The organism is Nocardia rhamnosiphila NBRC 108938 (assembly GCF_000720425.1).
GTDB lineage: Bacteria > Actinomycetota > Actinomycetes > Mycobacteriales > Mycobacteriaceae > Nocardia > Nocardia rhamnosiphila.
Genome location: NZ_JOAJ01000002.1, coordinates 312,332 through 328,003, shown reverse-complemented (window position 1 = coordinate 328,003; position 15,672 = coordinate 312,332). Strand labels below are relative to the sequence as shown.

Here is a 15,672-nt window from a genome sequence, read left to right as displayed (position 1 = left end):
GCCGATCGGGCCGACACGACGAAAGGAAGATTCCGACCACATGACCACCACATGCGCCATCGGCTTGGACGTGGGGGGAACGAAGATCGCGGGAGGCGTCATCGACGCCGATGGCCGAATCCTGCACCGCATTCAGATCCCCAGCCCGGCCGATAAGGGCACCGACACCACGCTGGCTGCCCTCCTCGAACTGGTCGACCGTATGCGGACACGGCATCCCGAGGTCGCTTCCATCGGGGTCGGCGCGGCCGGGATGATCACCTGGCCTTCGGGCCGTATTCTCACCGCGCCCAACAACGCCTACCGCGACCTGCCCCTTCAGGACCTGCTCGGTGAGCACACCGGTCTGCCCGCGGTGGTGGAGAACGACGCAAACGCAGCCGCCTGGGCCGAGGCCCGGCTGGGCGGCGGCGCCGGCTACCGCAATGTGGTAGCGGTAACCGTGGGCACCGGCGTGGGCGGCGGACTGATCCTGGACGGTGCCCTTTTCCGGGGACAGAGTGGTTTCGGTGCCGAGATCGGCCATCTGGTCGTCGATCCCGGCGGAAATGTCCGGTGCGGGTGCGGTTCGGTGGGCTGCCTCGAGGCCCACGCCTCGGGAACCGCACTGGGTCGTCGGGGCCGGGAGGTAGCGGCCACCGATCCCGCCGGGCAACTCGCCACCCTCGCCGGCGGAGCCGACCGCGTCACCGGAGAAACCGTGTTCGCGGCGGCCCGGCAAGGAGACTCCACAGCACGCGGCCTGTTCGACGAACTCGGCTACTGGCTCGGCGCCGGCCTGGCCGGCCTGGTCAACGTATTCGACCCGCAGGTCGTCATTATCGGCGGCGGTCTGGTCGCCGCCGGCGACTACCTCTACCCGCCCACCCACAACAGCTTCCGCACACACGTCTTCGCCGGTCCGCACCGCACCCTTCCCCCGATCATCCCCGCCCGGCTGGGCGAGGATGCCGGGCTGGTCGGGGCCGCCCTGCTGGCCATGGAACGCCAACCCGCTCTTGCCGCCTAGTACCGCTCGGCAATTGGTTGGGCGAGGGCATCAGCCGCTGATCGGCGCGAGTGAGGCGTCGGGTTTTCCAGGTCGCCGAAGGCGTCGGCTCCCGGACCGGATGGTCGTCCCCTGCGGCCGGCACGTAGGCGCGTAGGCGCGGCGGATCCGCGGCACCCGGTCCCGACCTGCCCCGTCGTGTCGCAGTGAGCTCGGCGCCCGATATCCGGGCACGCGGATATCGGGCGCCGCATGGGCGTTCCGGATGCGCATCGCCGACGCGACCGCCCCGGTGGCCGGGGTTATTCACCGAAGCGCAGGGCGACCTCCGGGGTGACCGGCCGGGCCAGGCACGGGAGTATCCGGCCGGCGGTGCGGTCCGTGGCGGTCAGCGCCGACAGCGGCTCGGTGTCCATCTCGACCTCTCCGCGCTCGAGCGTGGCGAGGCAGGTGCCACAGGAGCCGCCGAGGCAGGAGTAGGGCAGGTCCTCGCGCCGGGTGAGGGCCGCGTCCAGGATCGTATGCTCGCGTGGCATCGCGAATTCCAGCGGCTCACCGTATCCGGTGAGCGTGACCCGGCTGGACGCCCCACTCGTCCGAAGTGTCCGGGGTGCCCGGGTCTCGAACAGCTCCGTGCGGATCCGCGACCGGTCGACGCCGCGGGCGCGTAAGGCCGTAACCGTGGCGGCCACCAAAGCTTTCGGCCCGCAGAGGAACCACCGGTCGGCGTCGGTACGGGCGATCTCGACCGGATCGATCCGGCGGTACCGGCGGGCCGGGCCCTGTGGATCCGGCCGTAGTCCGGTGCGCTGCCGGGACAGATGGTGGACGACGTGCAGGCGCCCGGGATAGCGGCAGATCAGCTCCCGTATCCGCGCGGCGAGCATGATGTGCGCATGGTCGCGGCTGCCGTAGTGCAGGGTGACGGTGCTGTCCGGCTCGGCCGCGAGCACGGTGGCGACGATCGAAACGATCGGGGTGATACCGCTGCCCGCCGCGACGGCCGCGTACCGGTGCCGGGCCGTGGGATCCAGCTCGGGGGTGAAGGTCCCGGCCGGCTCGGAGACATAGAGCGCGGTACCGGTGATCCGGTGCTCGAACACATGGGAGCTGAACACGCCGCGGTCCCGGCGCCGCAGCGCGATCCGCACCCGGTCGGACCCCGCCTCGTCGCATAGCGAATAGCTGCGGCGGACCGGCTCGCCGTCGTGGGTGCCGCGGATGACCACGTGCTGGCCCGCGGCGAATTCGAACCGGGACCGCAGCCGGGCGGGCACCTCGAATTCGACGATTGCGCTACCGGGAGTGTCGTGGACCACCGAGCGCACGGTGAGCCGGTGGAATCCGCGCGCCGGGCCGTGCGGCAGCGGATCGAACCGCGCGGCCGGATCCGGCGCGGCGCGGCGCGGTCCCGGCCGGGACGAACCGAGACCGCCGAGGGTGAGCGCGGTCGGGGACGCGCCCGGTCCGGGAAGGTTCCGCAGACCGATACCGCCCAGGGTGAGCGCAATCCGGGCCAGCAGCTCCGGGCGCAGCAGCGCGGTGGGTGGGTCCAGCAGGCCGGCGATGCGGGAGATCTGGCGGCCGATGGCCGCGTCGCGTTCGCCGGCCGCCAGGGCGAGTCCGGCCACCGGGCCGAGTGCGCGCAGCGCGGGCCGTCCGGCGGCATCCACATGCGGCATGGCCAGATCGAACAGGGCGGTGATCGCCCAGGCGTCGTCGATGGCGGCCGCCACGGCCCGGAACCAGCGCCGCGGCAGGTCGTGGTCACCGCCGGCGAGTATCGCGCGCAGTCGCAGCGCCTGCAGGGCCGAGACCGTCATACCCTGGCCGAAGGCCGGGCTGAAACTGCAGACGGCATCACCGAACACGAGCAGCCCCGCCGGGAACCGGTCGAGCCGTTCGTAACGGCGGCGTTGATTGGCGGGGTAGCGATAGGTCGCGATCCCGGTGAGGGGTTCGGCGTCGAGCAGCGCCGGCCGCAGGTCGGCGGGTGCGACCGAGGACGCGAATCGCCAGAAGCCGTCCGGATCGGTCGGCGGATGGTCTTTTCCGTAACCGATGAGCGTGAGGATGTGCTGCCCGTCCTCCACCGCGAACAGCGCCAGGCCCCGGGCCGGGTTCTGGTTCGCGATCACGATCTCCTTGTCCGCGGGCGCGGAGCCGGCGGGCAGTCGCAGCGAGCGGCTCGCGTACTTCATATCGATCCGTACGCCCTCTTCCGCCGGGCGCTCGTAACCCAGGCCGGCCAGCCAATCGTTCACCGGGCCGTGGCGTCCGGTACTGCTCACCACCAGATCCGCGTGGATATCGCGGCCGGTGACCCGTACGCCGGTGACCCGGTCGCGCGTCGCATCGGTGAGCAGGTGCTCCGCGGCGGTGTTGTCGAGCAGCCGGACACCGGGTAAGGCGCGGACTCGCTCCCGCACCCGCCATTCGAGAAACGGGCGACTGGCCTGGAGCAGCGAATACCCGGAATCGGATTGCCGCAGCGTATGTCCGGCGACGGTCATCCGCATCTCGGTGAGGGACCGGCATTCGACCGCGCCGTCGGCGAGCAGTTGCGCGGTGAGGCCTGGGAACAGGTCCTCGAGAATCTGCCGCCCGCGGGCCAGCAGCGCGTGGACGTGTCTGCCCTGGGGGACTCCCCGCCGGTCTCCCGGGGCAGACAGATCGTCGCGCTCGATGACCAGTACCTCGGCGAAGCTCTCACTGAGCACCCGGGCGGCGAGCAGGCCGCCCATACTGGCGCCCAGCACTACGGCCCGTCCACGCGCAGGCGGCCGAGCTGCCGTGTATCCGGTCATATTCGCCTCCGACATCGTTGTCCAGCGGTCTCGATACCTCCGGACTCGGCCCCGTTGCTGAGACTAATCACCAAATTAGTCTCAGCAACGGCAGTGTGGCAACCCGGTGCCGCCGCGGGGTAGAAAGGTCCATGACTTCCTCCACCCGGTCATCGGACGCGTTGCTGGACGCCGCGGTCGAGCTGATCGGCGAGAGCGGTCTCGACGGCCTCACCCACGCCGCGGTCGCCGCCCGGGCCGGTGTCTCCCGGGCCACCGCCTACCGGGAATTCGGGGACAAGGACGGGCTCGTCTCCGCGGTCGGGCGACACGAGGTGGCGAAAATGGTCGCCGCCGCGTTCACCGAGCTCGAACTCGATACCGGCGTCGGCGAGATAGCCCGCGCCGCCACGCTGTTCGCGTTGCGCTACCTCCGGGAACACCGCGCCTTCAACTATCTGCGCGTACACGAACCCGCCTGGTTGCTCACCGTGGCCATCGAACACGGCAGTGCGCAGCTGAACCTGGTCGAATCCGTGGCCGCGGTCGCCGAACCGCTGATCGCCGGCCGCGACGACGGGCGCCTGGCACTACCGCCGCGCCTGGCGGCCGAAGTCGTGGTCCGGACCGTGCTCTCGCACGCGCTCATCCAGGACAGCGGTCTCACCGACGCGGAGATCGCCGCGACCGTGACCCGTGCCGTCACCCGCGCGCCGCGCTGACGATCGCCGTCCTACTCCGGTTGGACAAGGAGTCCGACGGACGCGGCGAATGCCGGAGCGAGGTCGAGCAATTGGTCCGGGGTGACGATCGCACCGCGCAGGGCGGTGACCCCCTCGGCGACCCGCAGTGCCTGCGCCCCGCGGAAATCCACTTTCGTCAACCGCGCGTCACGGACCGCCAGGGCCGAGATCTCCGAACCCGCGAAATCGACCTCGTTCAGCGTCGCGCCGCCGAAATCGACATGCCGCAGCACACAGTCGACGAACCGGACCTTCGTCAGGGCCGCGCCCCGGAAATTGACCGAATCGAGTTTGCAGTTGTGGAACTCCACCCGGCGCAGTTCGGTGCCGCTCGCCTCGACGCCGGACCAGGCGCCCTCCACGATCTCCGCGCCCATCCAGGCCGCGTCCGCCAGATCGGTGCCGGTGATCCGCATTCCGTGCAACCAGGCCTCGGTGAACCGTGCACCGCGCAGCGAACCTCCGTCCACCTGCACCGACCGGAAGGTGCACTGGTCGAACACGGTGTGCGCGGCGTCCGGCGCGGTCAGCACGGCGTCGTCGAAGCGGAGACAGTCGTACTCACCCTCCCTCGCTATCGCACCGGCCGGTTCCAGCAGGTTCGCGAACGGCAGGTCGGTCAGTTTCCGCGGCATAGCACCCTCACGAGATCGTAATAAACGAACGCGGTGGACCTCCGAGACGCTACACCTGCGGGCGCCGCCCTCAGCGCCGTGCCGCGGTCACCGCCGGCGCGTGATCGGGTCGTGGCGAGGCGAATTGGCCGCGCAGTGTGGTCCCCATTTCCTTATTGGAGAATGGTATTCTCCCATGTGAGGGGCTGAGCTCTCGGCTGCGGATGCGGGTACGAGGAAGGGCCGGCCGACCCTGTCCTCGACCGTTCGTTTCCATCCTTATAAAGATTGCAATACTTATTGCGCTTGCCCGGATGGGGCGTTAGATTCCTTACAAGTCCTCGACATCGAGGCGGAACAGCGCTATCGGCCGGGTCGGTTGGGAGTCAGTCGGAATGTTGCAGCAAGAGGCTCGCTTTCAGGGCGGCCGGTCGATCGGGCTCGCGGCGGGATGGCAGCAGTGGCGTGTCACGGCGCCGAGCCGGCTGTTCGGAGCCAACGGCCTGCGCACCGGTCCCGACGGCCGGATCTATATCGCGCAGGTCACCGGTAGTCAGATCAGCGCGCTCGATATCGATACCGGCGCAATCGAAACCATCAGCGCCAAAGGCGGCGATATCGTCGCGCCCGACGACTGCGCCTTCCATCCGGACGGCACCCTCTACGCCACCGAGGTGATGGACGGCCGGGTCAGCGCCCGGCACACCGACGGCACCACCCGGCTGCTGCGCGCAGATCTGCCCAGTGCCAACGGCATCACCGTCCATCAGGGCAGATTGTTCATCAACGAATGCCGGCCGGGTGGCCGGTTGATGGAACTCCCGCTCGACGGCGGCGCCCCGCGCATCCTGCTGGAGAACATCGAGCAGCCCAATGCGATGGAGGTCGGCCCCGACGGGTTGCTCTATTACCCGGTGATGGGCACCAACGAGATCTGGCGCATCCATCCCGACGGCGGTGCACCCGAACGCGTCGCGGGCGATCTCGGGGTACCCGACTCGGTGAAGTTCGACCCCGACGGTTTCATCGTCTCCACCCAGGTGGCGTCGGGACAGGTCCTGCGGATCAACCCGCGCAACGGGGAGAAAACCGTGCTGGCCCAGCTCAGCCCCGGTCTGGACAATTGCACCCTGGTGAATGGGCGCCTGTTCGTCTCCAATTTCACCGGTGAGATCACCGAGATCCTCGCCGGTGGGGAAACCAGGACCACGCTGCCCGGCGGGCTGAACTGGCCGCTGGATCTGACGGTGGGCCCCGACGGCACCCTCTTCGTCGCCGACGGCACCTATTTCTATGCTGTCGGCGCGGACGGACTGGAAACCCAGGGCATGCTGTTCAGCCCGGGGTACCCCGGCTTCACGCGTGGAGTGACCGCCACCGGGCCGGGGGAATTCGTCGTCGCCACCGCCGGTGGGCAGATCGCCCGCTGGCGGCCGGGTACCGGGGAGTGCGAGTTCCTGGCGGGTGCGGAAACTCCGTTCGATCAGCTCTACGGTGTCGAGGTCGGTCCCGGCGGGGTCATCGTGACCACCGAGTTCGGTACCGGGCGGGTCCTGGGGGTGAACAGTGGGGGCAGCGTCGATGTGCTCGCGTCGGGGCTGCGGAAGCCGCTCGGCGTCGCGTTCACCGCCGGCGGCACCCTGCTGGTGGCCGAATCCGCTGCGGGCCGCGTCGTCTCGGTCACCCCGGCGGGGGTGGACACGGTCGTCGACGGCCTCGACACCCCGCAGGGCATTCTGGTGCGCGGCTCGCAACTGCTGGTCGTCGACTCCGGGGCCAAGAGTCTGGTCTCCGTCGACCTGGAGACGAAGGCGCGCGAGGTCCTGGCCTGGAACCTGCCGGTCGGCGCGCCGCCGGGAGTGACCCCGAAACCGCTGCTCGGTATGCCGCCGTTCTCCGGGCCACAGGGTCCGTTCGCCGGTATCACGGCCGCCGCCGACGGCACCGTCTACATCGCCGCCGATGCCGAGGGCAGTGTGCTCGCGTTCCGGAAGGACGGGTGAGGAAACCATGACGAACGACTTCTTCGGGCTCGACGGACGCGTGGTGATCGTGTCCGGCGCGGGCGGCGGCGGTATCGGTACCGCGGTGACCAGGCTGGTCGCCCGGACCGGAGCCACGGTGCTGGGGGTGAGCCGGGGCGCCGAGAATCTCGCGAAGCACGTGGAACCCCTGGCTGGGGAAGGCCTGAGGGTGATTCCGGTGCAGGCCGACGCCGCCACCGACGAAGGAGTCGCCACCGTTCTGGAAGCGGCCCGGCGGGCCGAAGGGGAGCTCTACGGCCTGGTGAACATTGCCGGGGGCGCCGCGCCCGCCACCTGGATGCCCGCCACCCGGGTGACGCGGGAGGACTGGCGGGCGCTGTTCCACCAGAACCTCGAGTCCATGTTCTTCATGAGCCAGGCCGTGGCCGCGGAGATCCGGAGAGAGGGCCGGCCGGGGTCGATCGTCTCGCTGTCGTCCATCAGCGGATTGAACACCGCCCCGTTCCATATCGCCTACGGCACCGCGAAAGCCGCCCTGGTGGCGGCGACCCGGACGCTGGCGGTCGAACTGGCGCTCTGCGATATCCGGGTGAACGCGATCGCGCCCGGCGTCACCGAGACCCCGGCCTCGGGAACCTACGTGGACGAGGACCCCGGACGCGACCGGACCGCCATCGCCATGGGCCGTCGCGGCCGGCCCGAGGAGCAGGCCGGCGCGGTGCTGTTCCTGCTCTCACAGCTGTCGTCCTATATCACCGGTCAGACGCTGCTGGTGGACGGCGGCCTGAACCTGAAATGGACCCATCTGGGCGCCGACAACACCTCCCTGTTCCTGAAGGACGAGGGATTCCGCGCCGCGATCACCAGCTGAACCACCGATATGCACTGCACCGACACCGACTGTCCCCGGACCCGGGGTGGGAGAACGCCATGAGCGAGCGTAGCGAGCGATCAATGGACACAGCCGAGCGTAGCGAGCGATCAATCGACACAGCCGAGACCGCCGACGATATCGCCACGAACACCGAACCGCTGTCCGCGCCGATGACGATCGGGGTTGAGGCCTACCTCAGTCCCGAGTATGTGCAGGCCGAACGCGACAAGCTGTGGCGCAAGGTGTGGCAGCAGGTGGGGCGCATCGAGGAGATCCCGCGGGTGGGTGACTATCTCACCTACGAGATCCTCGACGATTCACTGATCATCGTGCGCACGGCACCGGACAAGATCCGGGCCTACCACAATGTGTGCGCGCATCGCGGCCGGCGCCTGGTCGACACCCCGCCCGGGGAACGCAACGCCCACGGCCGGAAGAAGCAGTTCGTCTGCGGGTTCCACGGCTGGCGCTACGACCTCGAGGGCCGCAACACTTTCGTCCCGGAACGAGAGGACTGGCCCTGCGGTCTCACCGAGGGCAGAGACGGACTCGTCGATGTGCACGTCGACACCTGGGGCGGCTGGATCTTCGTCAACCTGGACCCGAATCCGTCGGAAACCCTGCGCGAATACCTGGAACCCGCGGCCACCCTGCTCGCGCCGTTCCGGCTGGAGAACATGCGCTATCGGTGGCGGCGCTGGCTGGTGTTCGACTGCAATTGGAAGGTCGCGCTGGAGGCCTTCATGGAGACCTACCACGTGCCCTACACCCATCCGGAGTTCATGAATTTCGGCATGTTCCTGGGCTGGGCGCGGGCGCAGGGCAAACACAGCAATATCGGCTACGACGCACCGAAGGGCCAGGAGGAGAGCCAGGGCAAGATTCGCCTCGGCCACGGTCCCGACGCCCGCAAATCCACCATCGAGTTACAGAACTTCACCTGGGAGAACGCCAACACCAACACCACCTGGACCATGGTGGAGGCGGCGCGCCGGCTCGTCGACGAACTGCCCGAGGGCACTCCGGGCCCGGAGGTGATGGCGCACTGGCTGGCCTCCGCCCGCGCCGACGACGAGAAGCGCGGGGTCGTCTGGCCGACGGTCACCCCGGCCGATGTCGCGGCCGCCGGTACCGCCTGGCAGATCTTCCCGAACTTCCAGATCGGCCACGCGGTGAACAATATGCTCTGCTACAGCGCGCGCCCCTACGGCTACGACCCCGATAAATGCATTTTCGAGGCGGCGGTCTACGAGCTGTTCCCCGAGGGTGAGGCACCCGAAACGGAGTGGATCCATACTCCGGAGGGCGACCCGGCCTGGCGGACGGTCCTGCCGCAGGACTTCGACAATATGGCCGCGGTCCAGCAGGGCATGAAGACCCTGGGCTTCTCCGGTCCGAAACCGAATCCGTATCGCGAGCGCAGTGTCGTGAACCTGCACCACAACCTCGCGAAGTACATGGGCACCGGCGCACCGCGTGACCTCGCCTGACTCCGGCGTCGCCGGCCCGATCCATCCCACCGAGGAATTCGAATGAACAACTGCGCACCCACGCAGACCCCCGAGATCGACCATGCCGCGCTCCGGGCCAGATATCTGGCCGAACGCGATAAGCGGCTGCGGCCCGAGGGGCAGAAGCAGTACGTGGCGTCCGAGGACGGATTCACCGACTTCTTCGAAGGCGACCCCTACACTCCGGTAACGCCCCGGGAGCCGCTGACGGAGGAGATCGACGTCGCGGTCCTCGGCGGTGGCTGGGCCGGACTCACCGCGGGCGCGCGGCTGACCCAGGCCGGGGTCGAGGATTTCCGGGTCATCGAACTCGCCGGCGATTTCGGCGGCGCCTGGTACTGGAACCGGTATCCGGGCATCCAATGCGATTCCGATGCCTACTGTTACCTGCCGCTGCTCGAGGAAACCGGGTACATCCCGACCCAGAAATACGCTTACGGCGACGAATGTTTCGAGCACGCCCAGCGGATCGGCAAACATTTCGGGCTGTACGAGAAGGCCATCTTCTCCACGATGGTGAAGTCCCTGGAATGGGACGATTCCATCGAACGGTGGCGGATCGGCACCAATCGTGGCGACGATATCCGCGCCCGGTTCGTGGTGATGGCGCAGGGGCCGTTCAACAAGCCGAAGCTGCCCGGTATCCCGGGGCTGAACGATTTCACCGGCCATACATTCCATTCCGCTCGCTGGGACTACGACTACACCGGCGGCGATATGCGGGGCGGTCTCACCGGTCTCGAGGACAAGAAGGTCGCGGTGATCGGTACCGGCGCCAGCGGTATCCAGGTGATCCCGCATATCGCCCGGTCGGCCGAGCACCTGTATGTCTTCCAGCGCACCCCGTCCTACATCAACGAGCGCGGTAACGTGCCCACCGATCCGGAATGGGTGAAATCGCTACAACCGGGCTGGCAGTTGCAGCGCCGCCGCAATTTCCACACCGCCGCCTTCGAGGCGTTCGCGCCCGGGCAGCCGGATCTGGTGTGTGACGGCTGGACCGAGGTCAGCCGCAATGTGCAGTCCTATCTCGACGAGAACAATCTCTGGGCCGAGGTCACGCCCGAGAAGTTCATGGAAATCCGGGAGAACCAGGACTACCGGGCGATGGAACGAGTGCGGCAGCGGGTCGACGCGATCGTCACGGATCCGGAGACCGCCGCGGCGCTCAAACCGTATTACCGGTTCCTGTGCAAGCGCCCCTGTTTCAACGATGAATATCTGCCGACCTACAACCGCGACAATGTGACCCTGGTCGATGTGTCCGCCACCAAGGGCGTCGAACGGATCACCGCGAAAGGGATCATCGCGGGCGGGGTGGAGCACGAGGTCGACTGCATCGTCTTCGCCAGCGGATTCGAGATCACCACCGAGCTCGACCGCCGCTACGGTATCCATCCGTTCGCCGGCCGCGACGGGCTCTCGCTCTACGAACACTGGGCGGACGGCTACCGCACCCTGCACGGCCTCACCAGCAACGGATTCCCGAACCTGTTCTTCACCGGCTTCATCCAGGGCGGTGTCACCGCGAGCACCACCGATATGTTCGATCAGCAGGCCACCCACGCCGCCTACATCATCGGCGAAGCGCTGAACCGGGGCGCCCGGACGGTGGAACCGACCACCGAGGCCGTGGACGGCTGGTGCGCCACCATCCGGGAAACCGCGGTGGACAACAGCAACTTCCAGCGCGAATGCACCCCCGGTTACTACAACAACGAGGGCGAGCGGAACATCCGCTCGCATCTCGGCGAACCGTACTGGCCGGGCTTCTACGCCCTCGAGGACATCCTCCAGAGCTGGCGCGCGACCGGCCGCCTGGAGGGTTTGGCGCTCGGCGAATGACACGCCGCGGCGAAGGGTTAGGAGAAGCGTTGTCCGAGATGCGGTTCGACGAACGGGTCGCGGTGGTCACCGGCGCCGGTCGCGGCCTCGGCCGGGCCTACGCCCTGCTGCTGGCCGCTCGGGGCGCCCGGGTCGTGGTGAACGATGTGGGCGGCGGTATCCCGGGCGGTGACAGCGATATCGAGGTCGCCGGTGCGGTGGCCGACGAAATCGTGGCCGCCGGTGGGCAGGCGGTCGCGAATGCCGATTCCGTCGCCACCCCGGACGGTGGCCGGGCGATCGTGAACGCCGCCCTGGACACCTACGGCCGGATCGATGTGCTCGTCCACAATGCGGGCAACGTGCGCTATGCCCCGCTCACCGAAATGAGTTACGAGGATTTCGATTCCGTCCTCGATGTCCATCTACGCGGTGCGTTCCACGTCGTACGCGCGGCATTCCCGGTGATGCGGGAGGCCGGGTACGGGCGGGTCGTACTGACCTCCTCCATCGGCGGTCTCTACGGAAATAGGAATGTCGCCAATTACGCCGTCGCCAAGGCGGGCGTGATCGGGCTGTCGAATGTGGTGGCGCTCGAGGGCGCCGAATCCGGGGTGAAATCCAATGTGATCGTGCCCGCGGCGGTCACCCGGCTCGCCGACGGTATCGATACCTCGAAGTATCCGCCGATGGAACCCGGGCTGGTGGCTCCCGCGGTGGGCTGGCTGGCACACGAATCCTGCTCGGTCAGTGGGGAAATGCTGGTGGCGCTGGCGGGCCGGGTGGCGCGGGCCTATATCGCGGAAACTCCCGGCGTCTATCAGCCGGAGTGGTCCATCGAGGACGTCGGGGCCCGTATCGACGACATACGTGACATCAAGGATTCATGGTTGCTGCCGGTCGTTCCGTCGGCCCACAGCGACCATATCGGCCGGAGTTTCGCAATGGCCATGGGAGGTAAGTGAGTATGGCGGTCAAAGTCTACGAACGGATTCTGGATCTCTTCGAAGCCGAAGGTATCGACACCGTCTTCGGCATCCCGGACCCGAATTTCGTGCACCTGTTCCATCTCGCCGACGAGCGGGGCTGGAACGTGGTGTCCCCGCATCATGAGGAATCGGCGGGGTTCATGGCCGAGGCCGTCTCCCGGATGACCGGAAGAGCCGCGCTGTGCATCGGCACCCTCGGCCCCGGCGTCGCCAACCTCGCGGGCGCCATGATGTGCGCCAAGGTGGAGAATTCGCCGGTGATCTTCCTGGGCGGACAGCGTGCCCGGATCACCGAGCAGCGGGTACGCCGCGGCCGGATCCAGTTCGTGAAACAGTCCGGGCTGTTCGAGCCCTCGGTGAAATACGCCGCCAGTATCGAATACGCGGACCAGACCGACGAGGTCATCCGGGAAGGTCTGCGCAAGGCGCTCTCCGGAACCCCGGGACCGGTCTACATCGAATATCCCTCCCATGTGATCCAGGAGGAACTCGACGTCGCCGCACCGCTACCGCCGCACCGGTACCGGCTGGTGGGCCAAACCGCCGGGCAGGACAAGGTGGACGCGGCCGCCGAACTCATCCGGCAGGCGAAGCAGCCGATCCTGCTGGCCGGGCACGGTGTGCACACCGCCCGGGCCGGTGCTTCGGTGAAGGCGCTGGCCGATCTCCTGGCCTGCCCCGTCATCCAGACCTCGGGCGGCACCTCGTTCATCGAAGGACTGGAGGACCGCACCTTCCCCTACGGCTTCTCACCCTCGGCGGTGGACGCCGTCGTGAAATCCGATCTGTGCCTGGCCATCGGCACCGAACTCGGCGAACCCGTGCACTACGGGCGCGGCCGGCACTGGGTCGCCGGGGAAGACGAACGCAAATGGATCCTCATCGAACAGGATCCCACCGCCATCGGAGTCAACCGGCCGATCGACGTACCCCTGGTCGGCGATCTGCGCGCGGTCGTCCCGCAGCTCACCGAAGCCCTGAAGCACACTCCGCGCACCGCCACTCCCGAACTCGCGCAGTGGATCGAACAGGATGCCTCCAGGCTCGCGGGACTCGCCGAGAGCGCGCCGTCGGGTGGTACGCCGGTCCATCCCGCCCGCCTGGTCGTGGAGGCCACCAAGGATTTCCCGGCCGACGGGATCCTGGTCCGCGACGGCGGCGCCACCACGATCTTCGGCTGGACCTACACCCAGTGCAAACCGCACGATGTGATCTGGAACCAGAACTTCGGCCACCTCGGCACCGGTCTGCCCTACGCGGTGGGCGCCTCGGTCGCCGATGGCGGGAAGCGCCCGGTGCTGATGATCACCGGCGACTCCTCTTTCCAGTTCCAGATCGCCGAGCTGGAAACCGCGGCGCGGCTGAACCTTCCGCTGGTCTGCGTGGTCGCCGTCGACTACGCGTGGGGACTCGAGGTCGGGGTATACAAGCGCACCTTCGGTCACGGCTCCCGGGAGACCGCGGTGCACTGGAGCAAGGACACCCGGCTGGACAAGGTCGCCGAGGGTTTCGGCTGCTACGGCGAATACGTCGACACCGATACCGAGATCGCGCCCGCCATCAAACGGGCTTTCGCCAGCGGTCGGCCGGGCGTGATCCATGTCGCCGTGGATCCGAAGGCGAACTCCGAGGAAATGCCCAGCTACGACGAGTTCCGCACCTGGTACGCGGAAGGGATGCAGTGATGCGCGAATACCTGAAGTTCTATATCGACGGCCGCTGGGCCGACCCCGCGGGCGATCAGACCTTCGAGGTGATCAATCCCGCCACCGAAGAGGTGTGCGGGACCGTCGCGCTCGGCTCGGCCGCGGATGTGGACGCCGCCGTCGCCGCGGCCCGCGCCGCGTTCGACGGGTGGGCCGCGAGTACTGTCGGCGAGCGGCTGGACCTGTTCGATGCCATCGGCGCGGAGTACCAGAAGCGCGCCGGTGATCTGGCGGCGGCGCTCACCGAGGAGATGGGCGCTCCGTCGGGGCTGGCCAACGGATTCCAGGTCGATCTCGCCGCCGGACATCTACAGACCGCGACCGAGATACTGCGGAACTACCGCTTCGAGGAGCAACGCGGGGCGACCCTTTTCGTCAAGGAACCCATCGGTGTCTGCGGTCTCATCACCCCGTGGAACTGGCCGATGAACCAGATCGCGGTGAAGGTCTTCCCCGCTCTGGCCACCGGCTGCACCATGGTCCTCAAGCCCTCCGAACGGTCCCCGTTCACCGGGCAGATCTTCGCCGAGGTGCTGGCCGCCGCCGGTGTACCGGCGGGTGTGTTCAACCTGGTGCAGGGCGACGGGCCGAGTGTGGGCGTCCCGCTCTCGTCGCATCCGGAGGTCGATATGGTCTCCTTCACCGGGTCCACCCGCGCGGGGATAGATATCGCCCGCAACGCGGCGACCACCGTGAAGCGGGTGACCCAGGAACTCGGCGGCAAGGGCCCCAACATCATCCTCGACGACGAGGATCTCGCCATCAATGTCGGCCAGGGCGTGGCGAATATGATGGGCAACTCCGGTCAGACCTGTAGCGCGCCGTCGCGAATGCTGGTCCCGGCGGCCCGGATGGAAGAAGCCGTGGCCGCTGCGCGGGCCGCCACCGAGGGCATCACGGTCGGCGATCCCACCGGCGAGGTCGCGCTCGGCCCGGTGGTCGCGGGGTCCCAGTGGGACCGGATCCAGGCATTGATCCAGAAGGGGATCGAGGAGGGAGCCACCGTCGTCGCCGGTGGTCCCGGCCGGCCCGATGGCCTGGAGAAGGGCTTCTTCGTCAAACCGACGGTGTTCGCGGGGGTGACCAACACGATGACCGTCGCCCGTGAGGAGATTTTCGGTCCGGTTCTGGTGATCATCGGCTACCGGGATGTCGACGACGCCATCGCCATCGCCAACGACACCGAGTACGGCCTGGCCGGATTCGTCGCGGGCCGCGATCTGGAACAGGCACGCGCCGTGGCGCGCCGGCTCCGGGCGGGTTCGATCGGTATCAACGGCGGATTCGATTTCGCCGCTCCCTTCGGCGGCTACAAGAAGAGCGGAAACGGCCGCGAATGGGGCGAAGCCGGTTTCGAGGAGTACCTGGAGGTCAAGGGCATTCTCGGATACGCGCCCGAAGCGGCCCGGGCATAGGCAATAGTCACGGTGAACAGCCGCTCGAGACCCGGTCGACTCGCCGGTGAGCCGCCGCGCACCGGCGTGATCGGCGACGACAGCCGGCAGATACTCGCCGCATCGTTCGATCCTGCGTAGCCGATGGCCATAGGCTTCCCCGTGGGCGCCCACGCGGTGCCATGGCCGTGCCTTCCTTCGGGCACGCCTCGGGCCGGGCCTTCCGGTACCACGTGCGTATCGCCGCGCCCCCCACGG

General features: G+C 68.1%; 11 protein-coding genes. 9 read left to right on the top strand and 2 right to left on the bottom strand.

Annotated features, from left to right (window positions below):
* The first annotated feature begins 40 nt into the window (after positions 1-40).
* Complete coding sequence (locus IG75_RS0110325) at positions 41-1,009, top strand: ROK family protein (RefSeq protein ID WP_030520981.1); 969 nt, start codon at positions 41-43, stop codon at positions 1,007-1,009.
* Positions 1,010-1,290: 281 nt separating this feature from the next.
* On the opposite strand, the gene IG75_RS37300 is transcribed toward IG75_RS0110325, so the two are convergent.
* A complete protein-coding gene (locus tag IG75_RS37300; RefSeq protein WP_162183785.1) occupies positions 1,291-3,795 on the bottom strand; it encodes a 2Fe-2S iron-sulfur cluster-binding protein in 2,505 nt (834 codons plus the stop codon).
* A gap of 131 nt (positions 3,796-3,926) precedes the next feature.
* Between IG75_RS37300 and IG75_RS0110315 the strand changes: the two genes are divergently transcribed.
* The gene (locus IG75_RS0110315; RefSeq protein ID WP_030520979.1) at positions 3,927-4,496 is read left to right on the top strand and encodes a TetR/AcrR family transcriptional regulator; all 570 of its coding nucleotides are present in this window, start codon (positions 3,927-3,929) and stop codon (positions 4,494-4,496) included.
* 11 nt (positions 4,497-4,507) lie between these two features.
* Here the strand turns inward: IG75_RS0110315 and IG75_RS0110310 are convergent, their stop codons facing one another.
* Positions 4,508-5,152, bottom strand: coding sequence for a pentapeptide repeat-containing protein (locus tag IG75_RS0110310; protein WP_030520978.1), 645 nt, complete (start codon positions 5,150-5,152; stop codon positions 4,508-4,510).
* Between the two features lie 374 nt (positions 5,153-5,526).
* Here IG75_RS0110310 and IG75_RS0110305 point away from each other — a divergent pair, with 374 nt between their 5' ends.
* The 7 genes from IG75_RS0110305 to IG75_RS0110275 all read left to right on the top strand — a co-directional run bounded on the left by IG75_RS0110305 (position 5,527) and on the right by IG75_RS0110275 (position 15,435).
* Positions 5,527-7,134, top strand: coding sequence for an SMP-30/gluconolactonase/LRE family protein (locus IG75_RS0110305; RefSeq protein ID WP_030520977.1), 1,608 nt, complete (start codon positions 5,527-5,529; stop codon positions 7,132-7,134).
* Between the two features lie 7 nt (positions 7,135-7,141).
* Positions 7,142-7,987: an SDR family NAD(P)-dependent oxidoreductase gene (locus tag IG75_RS0110300; RefSeq protein ID WP_030520976.1), complete on the top strand. Its 846-nt coding sequence runs from the start codon at positions 7,142-7,144 to the stop codon at positions 7,985-7,987.
* An 83-nt stretch (positions 7,988-8,070) separates the two neighbouring features.
* Positions 8,071-9,480 (top strand): aromatic ring-hydroxylating oxygenase subunit alpha, encoded by a 1,410-nt coding sequence (locus IG75_RS0110295; protein WP_081876778.1) that lies wholly within the window; start codon positions 8,071-8,073, stop codon positions 9,478-9,480.
* A gap of 42 nt (positions 9,481-9,522) precedes the next feature.
* Positions 9,523-11,346: a flavin-containing monooxygenase gene (locus IG75_RS0110290; protein WP_030520974.1), complete on the top strand. Its 1,824-nt coding sequence runs from the start codon at positions 9,523-9,525 to the stop codon at positions 11,344-11,346.
* A 29-nt stretch (positions 11,347-11,375) separates the two neighbouring features.
* Positions 11,376-12,290 carry an SDR family NAD(P)-dependent oxidoreductase gene (locus IG75_RS0110285; RefSeq protein WP_030520973.1) on the top strand — a complete coding sequence of 305 codons (915 nt, stop codon included), beginning with the start codon at positions 11,376-11,378 and terminating at the stop codon, positions 12,288-12,290.
* 2 nt (positions 12,291-12,292) lie between these two features.
* On the top strand, positions 12,293-13,999 hold the full coding sequence (locus tag IG75_RS0110280) for a thiamine pyrophosphate-binding protein (protein WP_030520972.1): 1,707 nt from the start codon (positions 12,293-12,295) through the stop codon (positions 13,997-13,999).
* Complete coding sequence (locus IG75_RS0110275) at positions 13,999-15,435, top strand: aldehyde dehydrogenase family protein (protein WP_030520971.1); 1,437 nt, start codon at positions 13,999-14,001, stop codon at positions 15,433-15,435. Before IG75_RS0110280 ends, IG75_RS0110275 begins: the two co-directional genes overlap by 1 nt.
* Positions 15,436-15,672: the final 237 nt, after the last annotated feature.

Coding starts and splice junctions, on each gene's coding strand:
- IG75_RS0110325 (WP_030520981.1), top strand. CDS start 41: ATGACCACCACATGCGCCATCGGCTTGGACGTGGGGGGAACGAAGATC.
- IG75_RS37300 (WP_162183785.1), bottom strand. CDS start 3,795: ATGACCGGATACACGGCAGCTCGGCCGCCTGCGCGTGGACGGGCCGTA.
- IG75_RS0110315 (WP_030520979.1), top strand. CDS start 3,927: ATGACTTCCTCCACCCGGTCATCGGACGCGTTGCTGGACGCCGCGGTC.
- IG75_RS0110310 (WP_030520978.1), bottom strand. CDS start 5,152: ATGCCGCGGAAACTGACCGACCTGCCGTTCGCGAACCTGCTGGAACCG.
- IG75_RS0110305 (WP_030520977.1), top strand. CDS start 5,527: ATGTTGCAGCAAGAGGCTCGCTTTCAGGGCGGCCGGTCGATCGGGCTC.
- IG75_RS0110300 (WP_030520976.1), top strand. CDS start 7,142: ATGACGAACGACTTCTTCGGGCTCGACGGACGCGTGGTGATCGTGTCC.
- IG75_RS0110295 (WP_081876778.1), top strand. CDS start 8,071: ATGGACACAGCCGAGCGTAGCGAGCGATCAATCGACACAGCCGAGACC.
- IG75_RS0110290 (WP_030520974.1), top strand. CDS start 9,523: ATGAACAACTGCGCACCCACGCAGACCCCCGAGATCGACCATGCCGCG.
- IG75_RS0110280 (WP_030520972.1), top strand. CDS start 12,293: ATGGCGGTCAAAGTCTACGAACGGATTCTGGATCTCTTCGAAGCCGAA.
- IG75_RS0110275 (WP_030520971.1), top strand. CDS start 13,999: ATGCGCGAATACCTGAAGTTCTATATCGACGGCCGCTGGGCCGACCCC.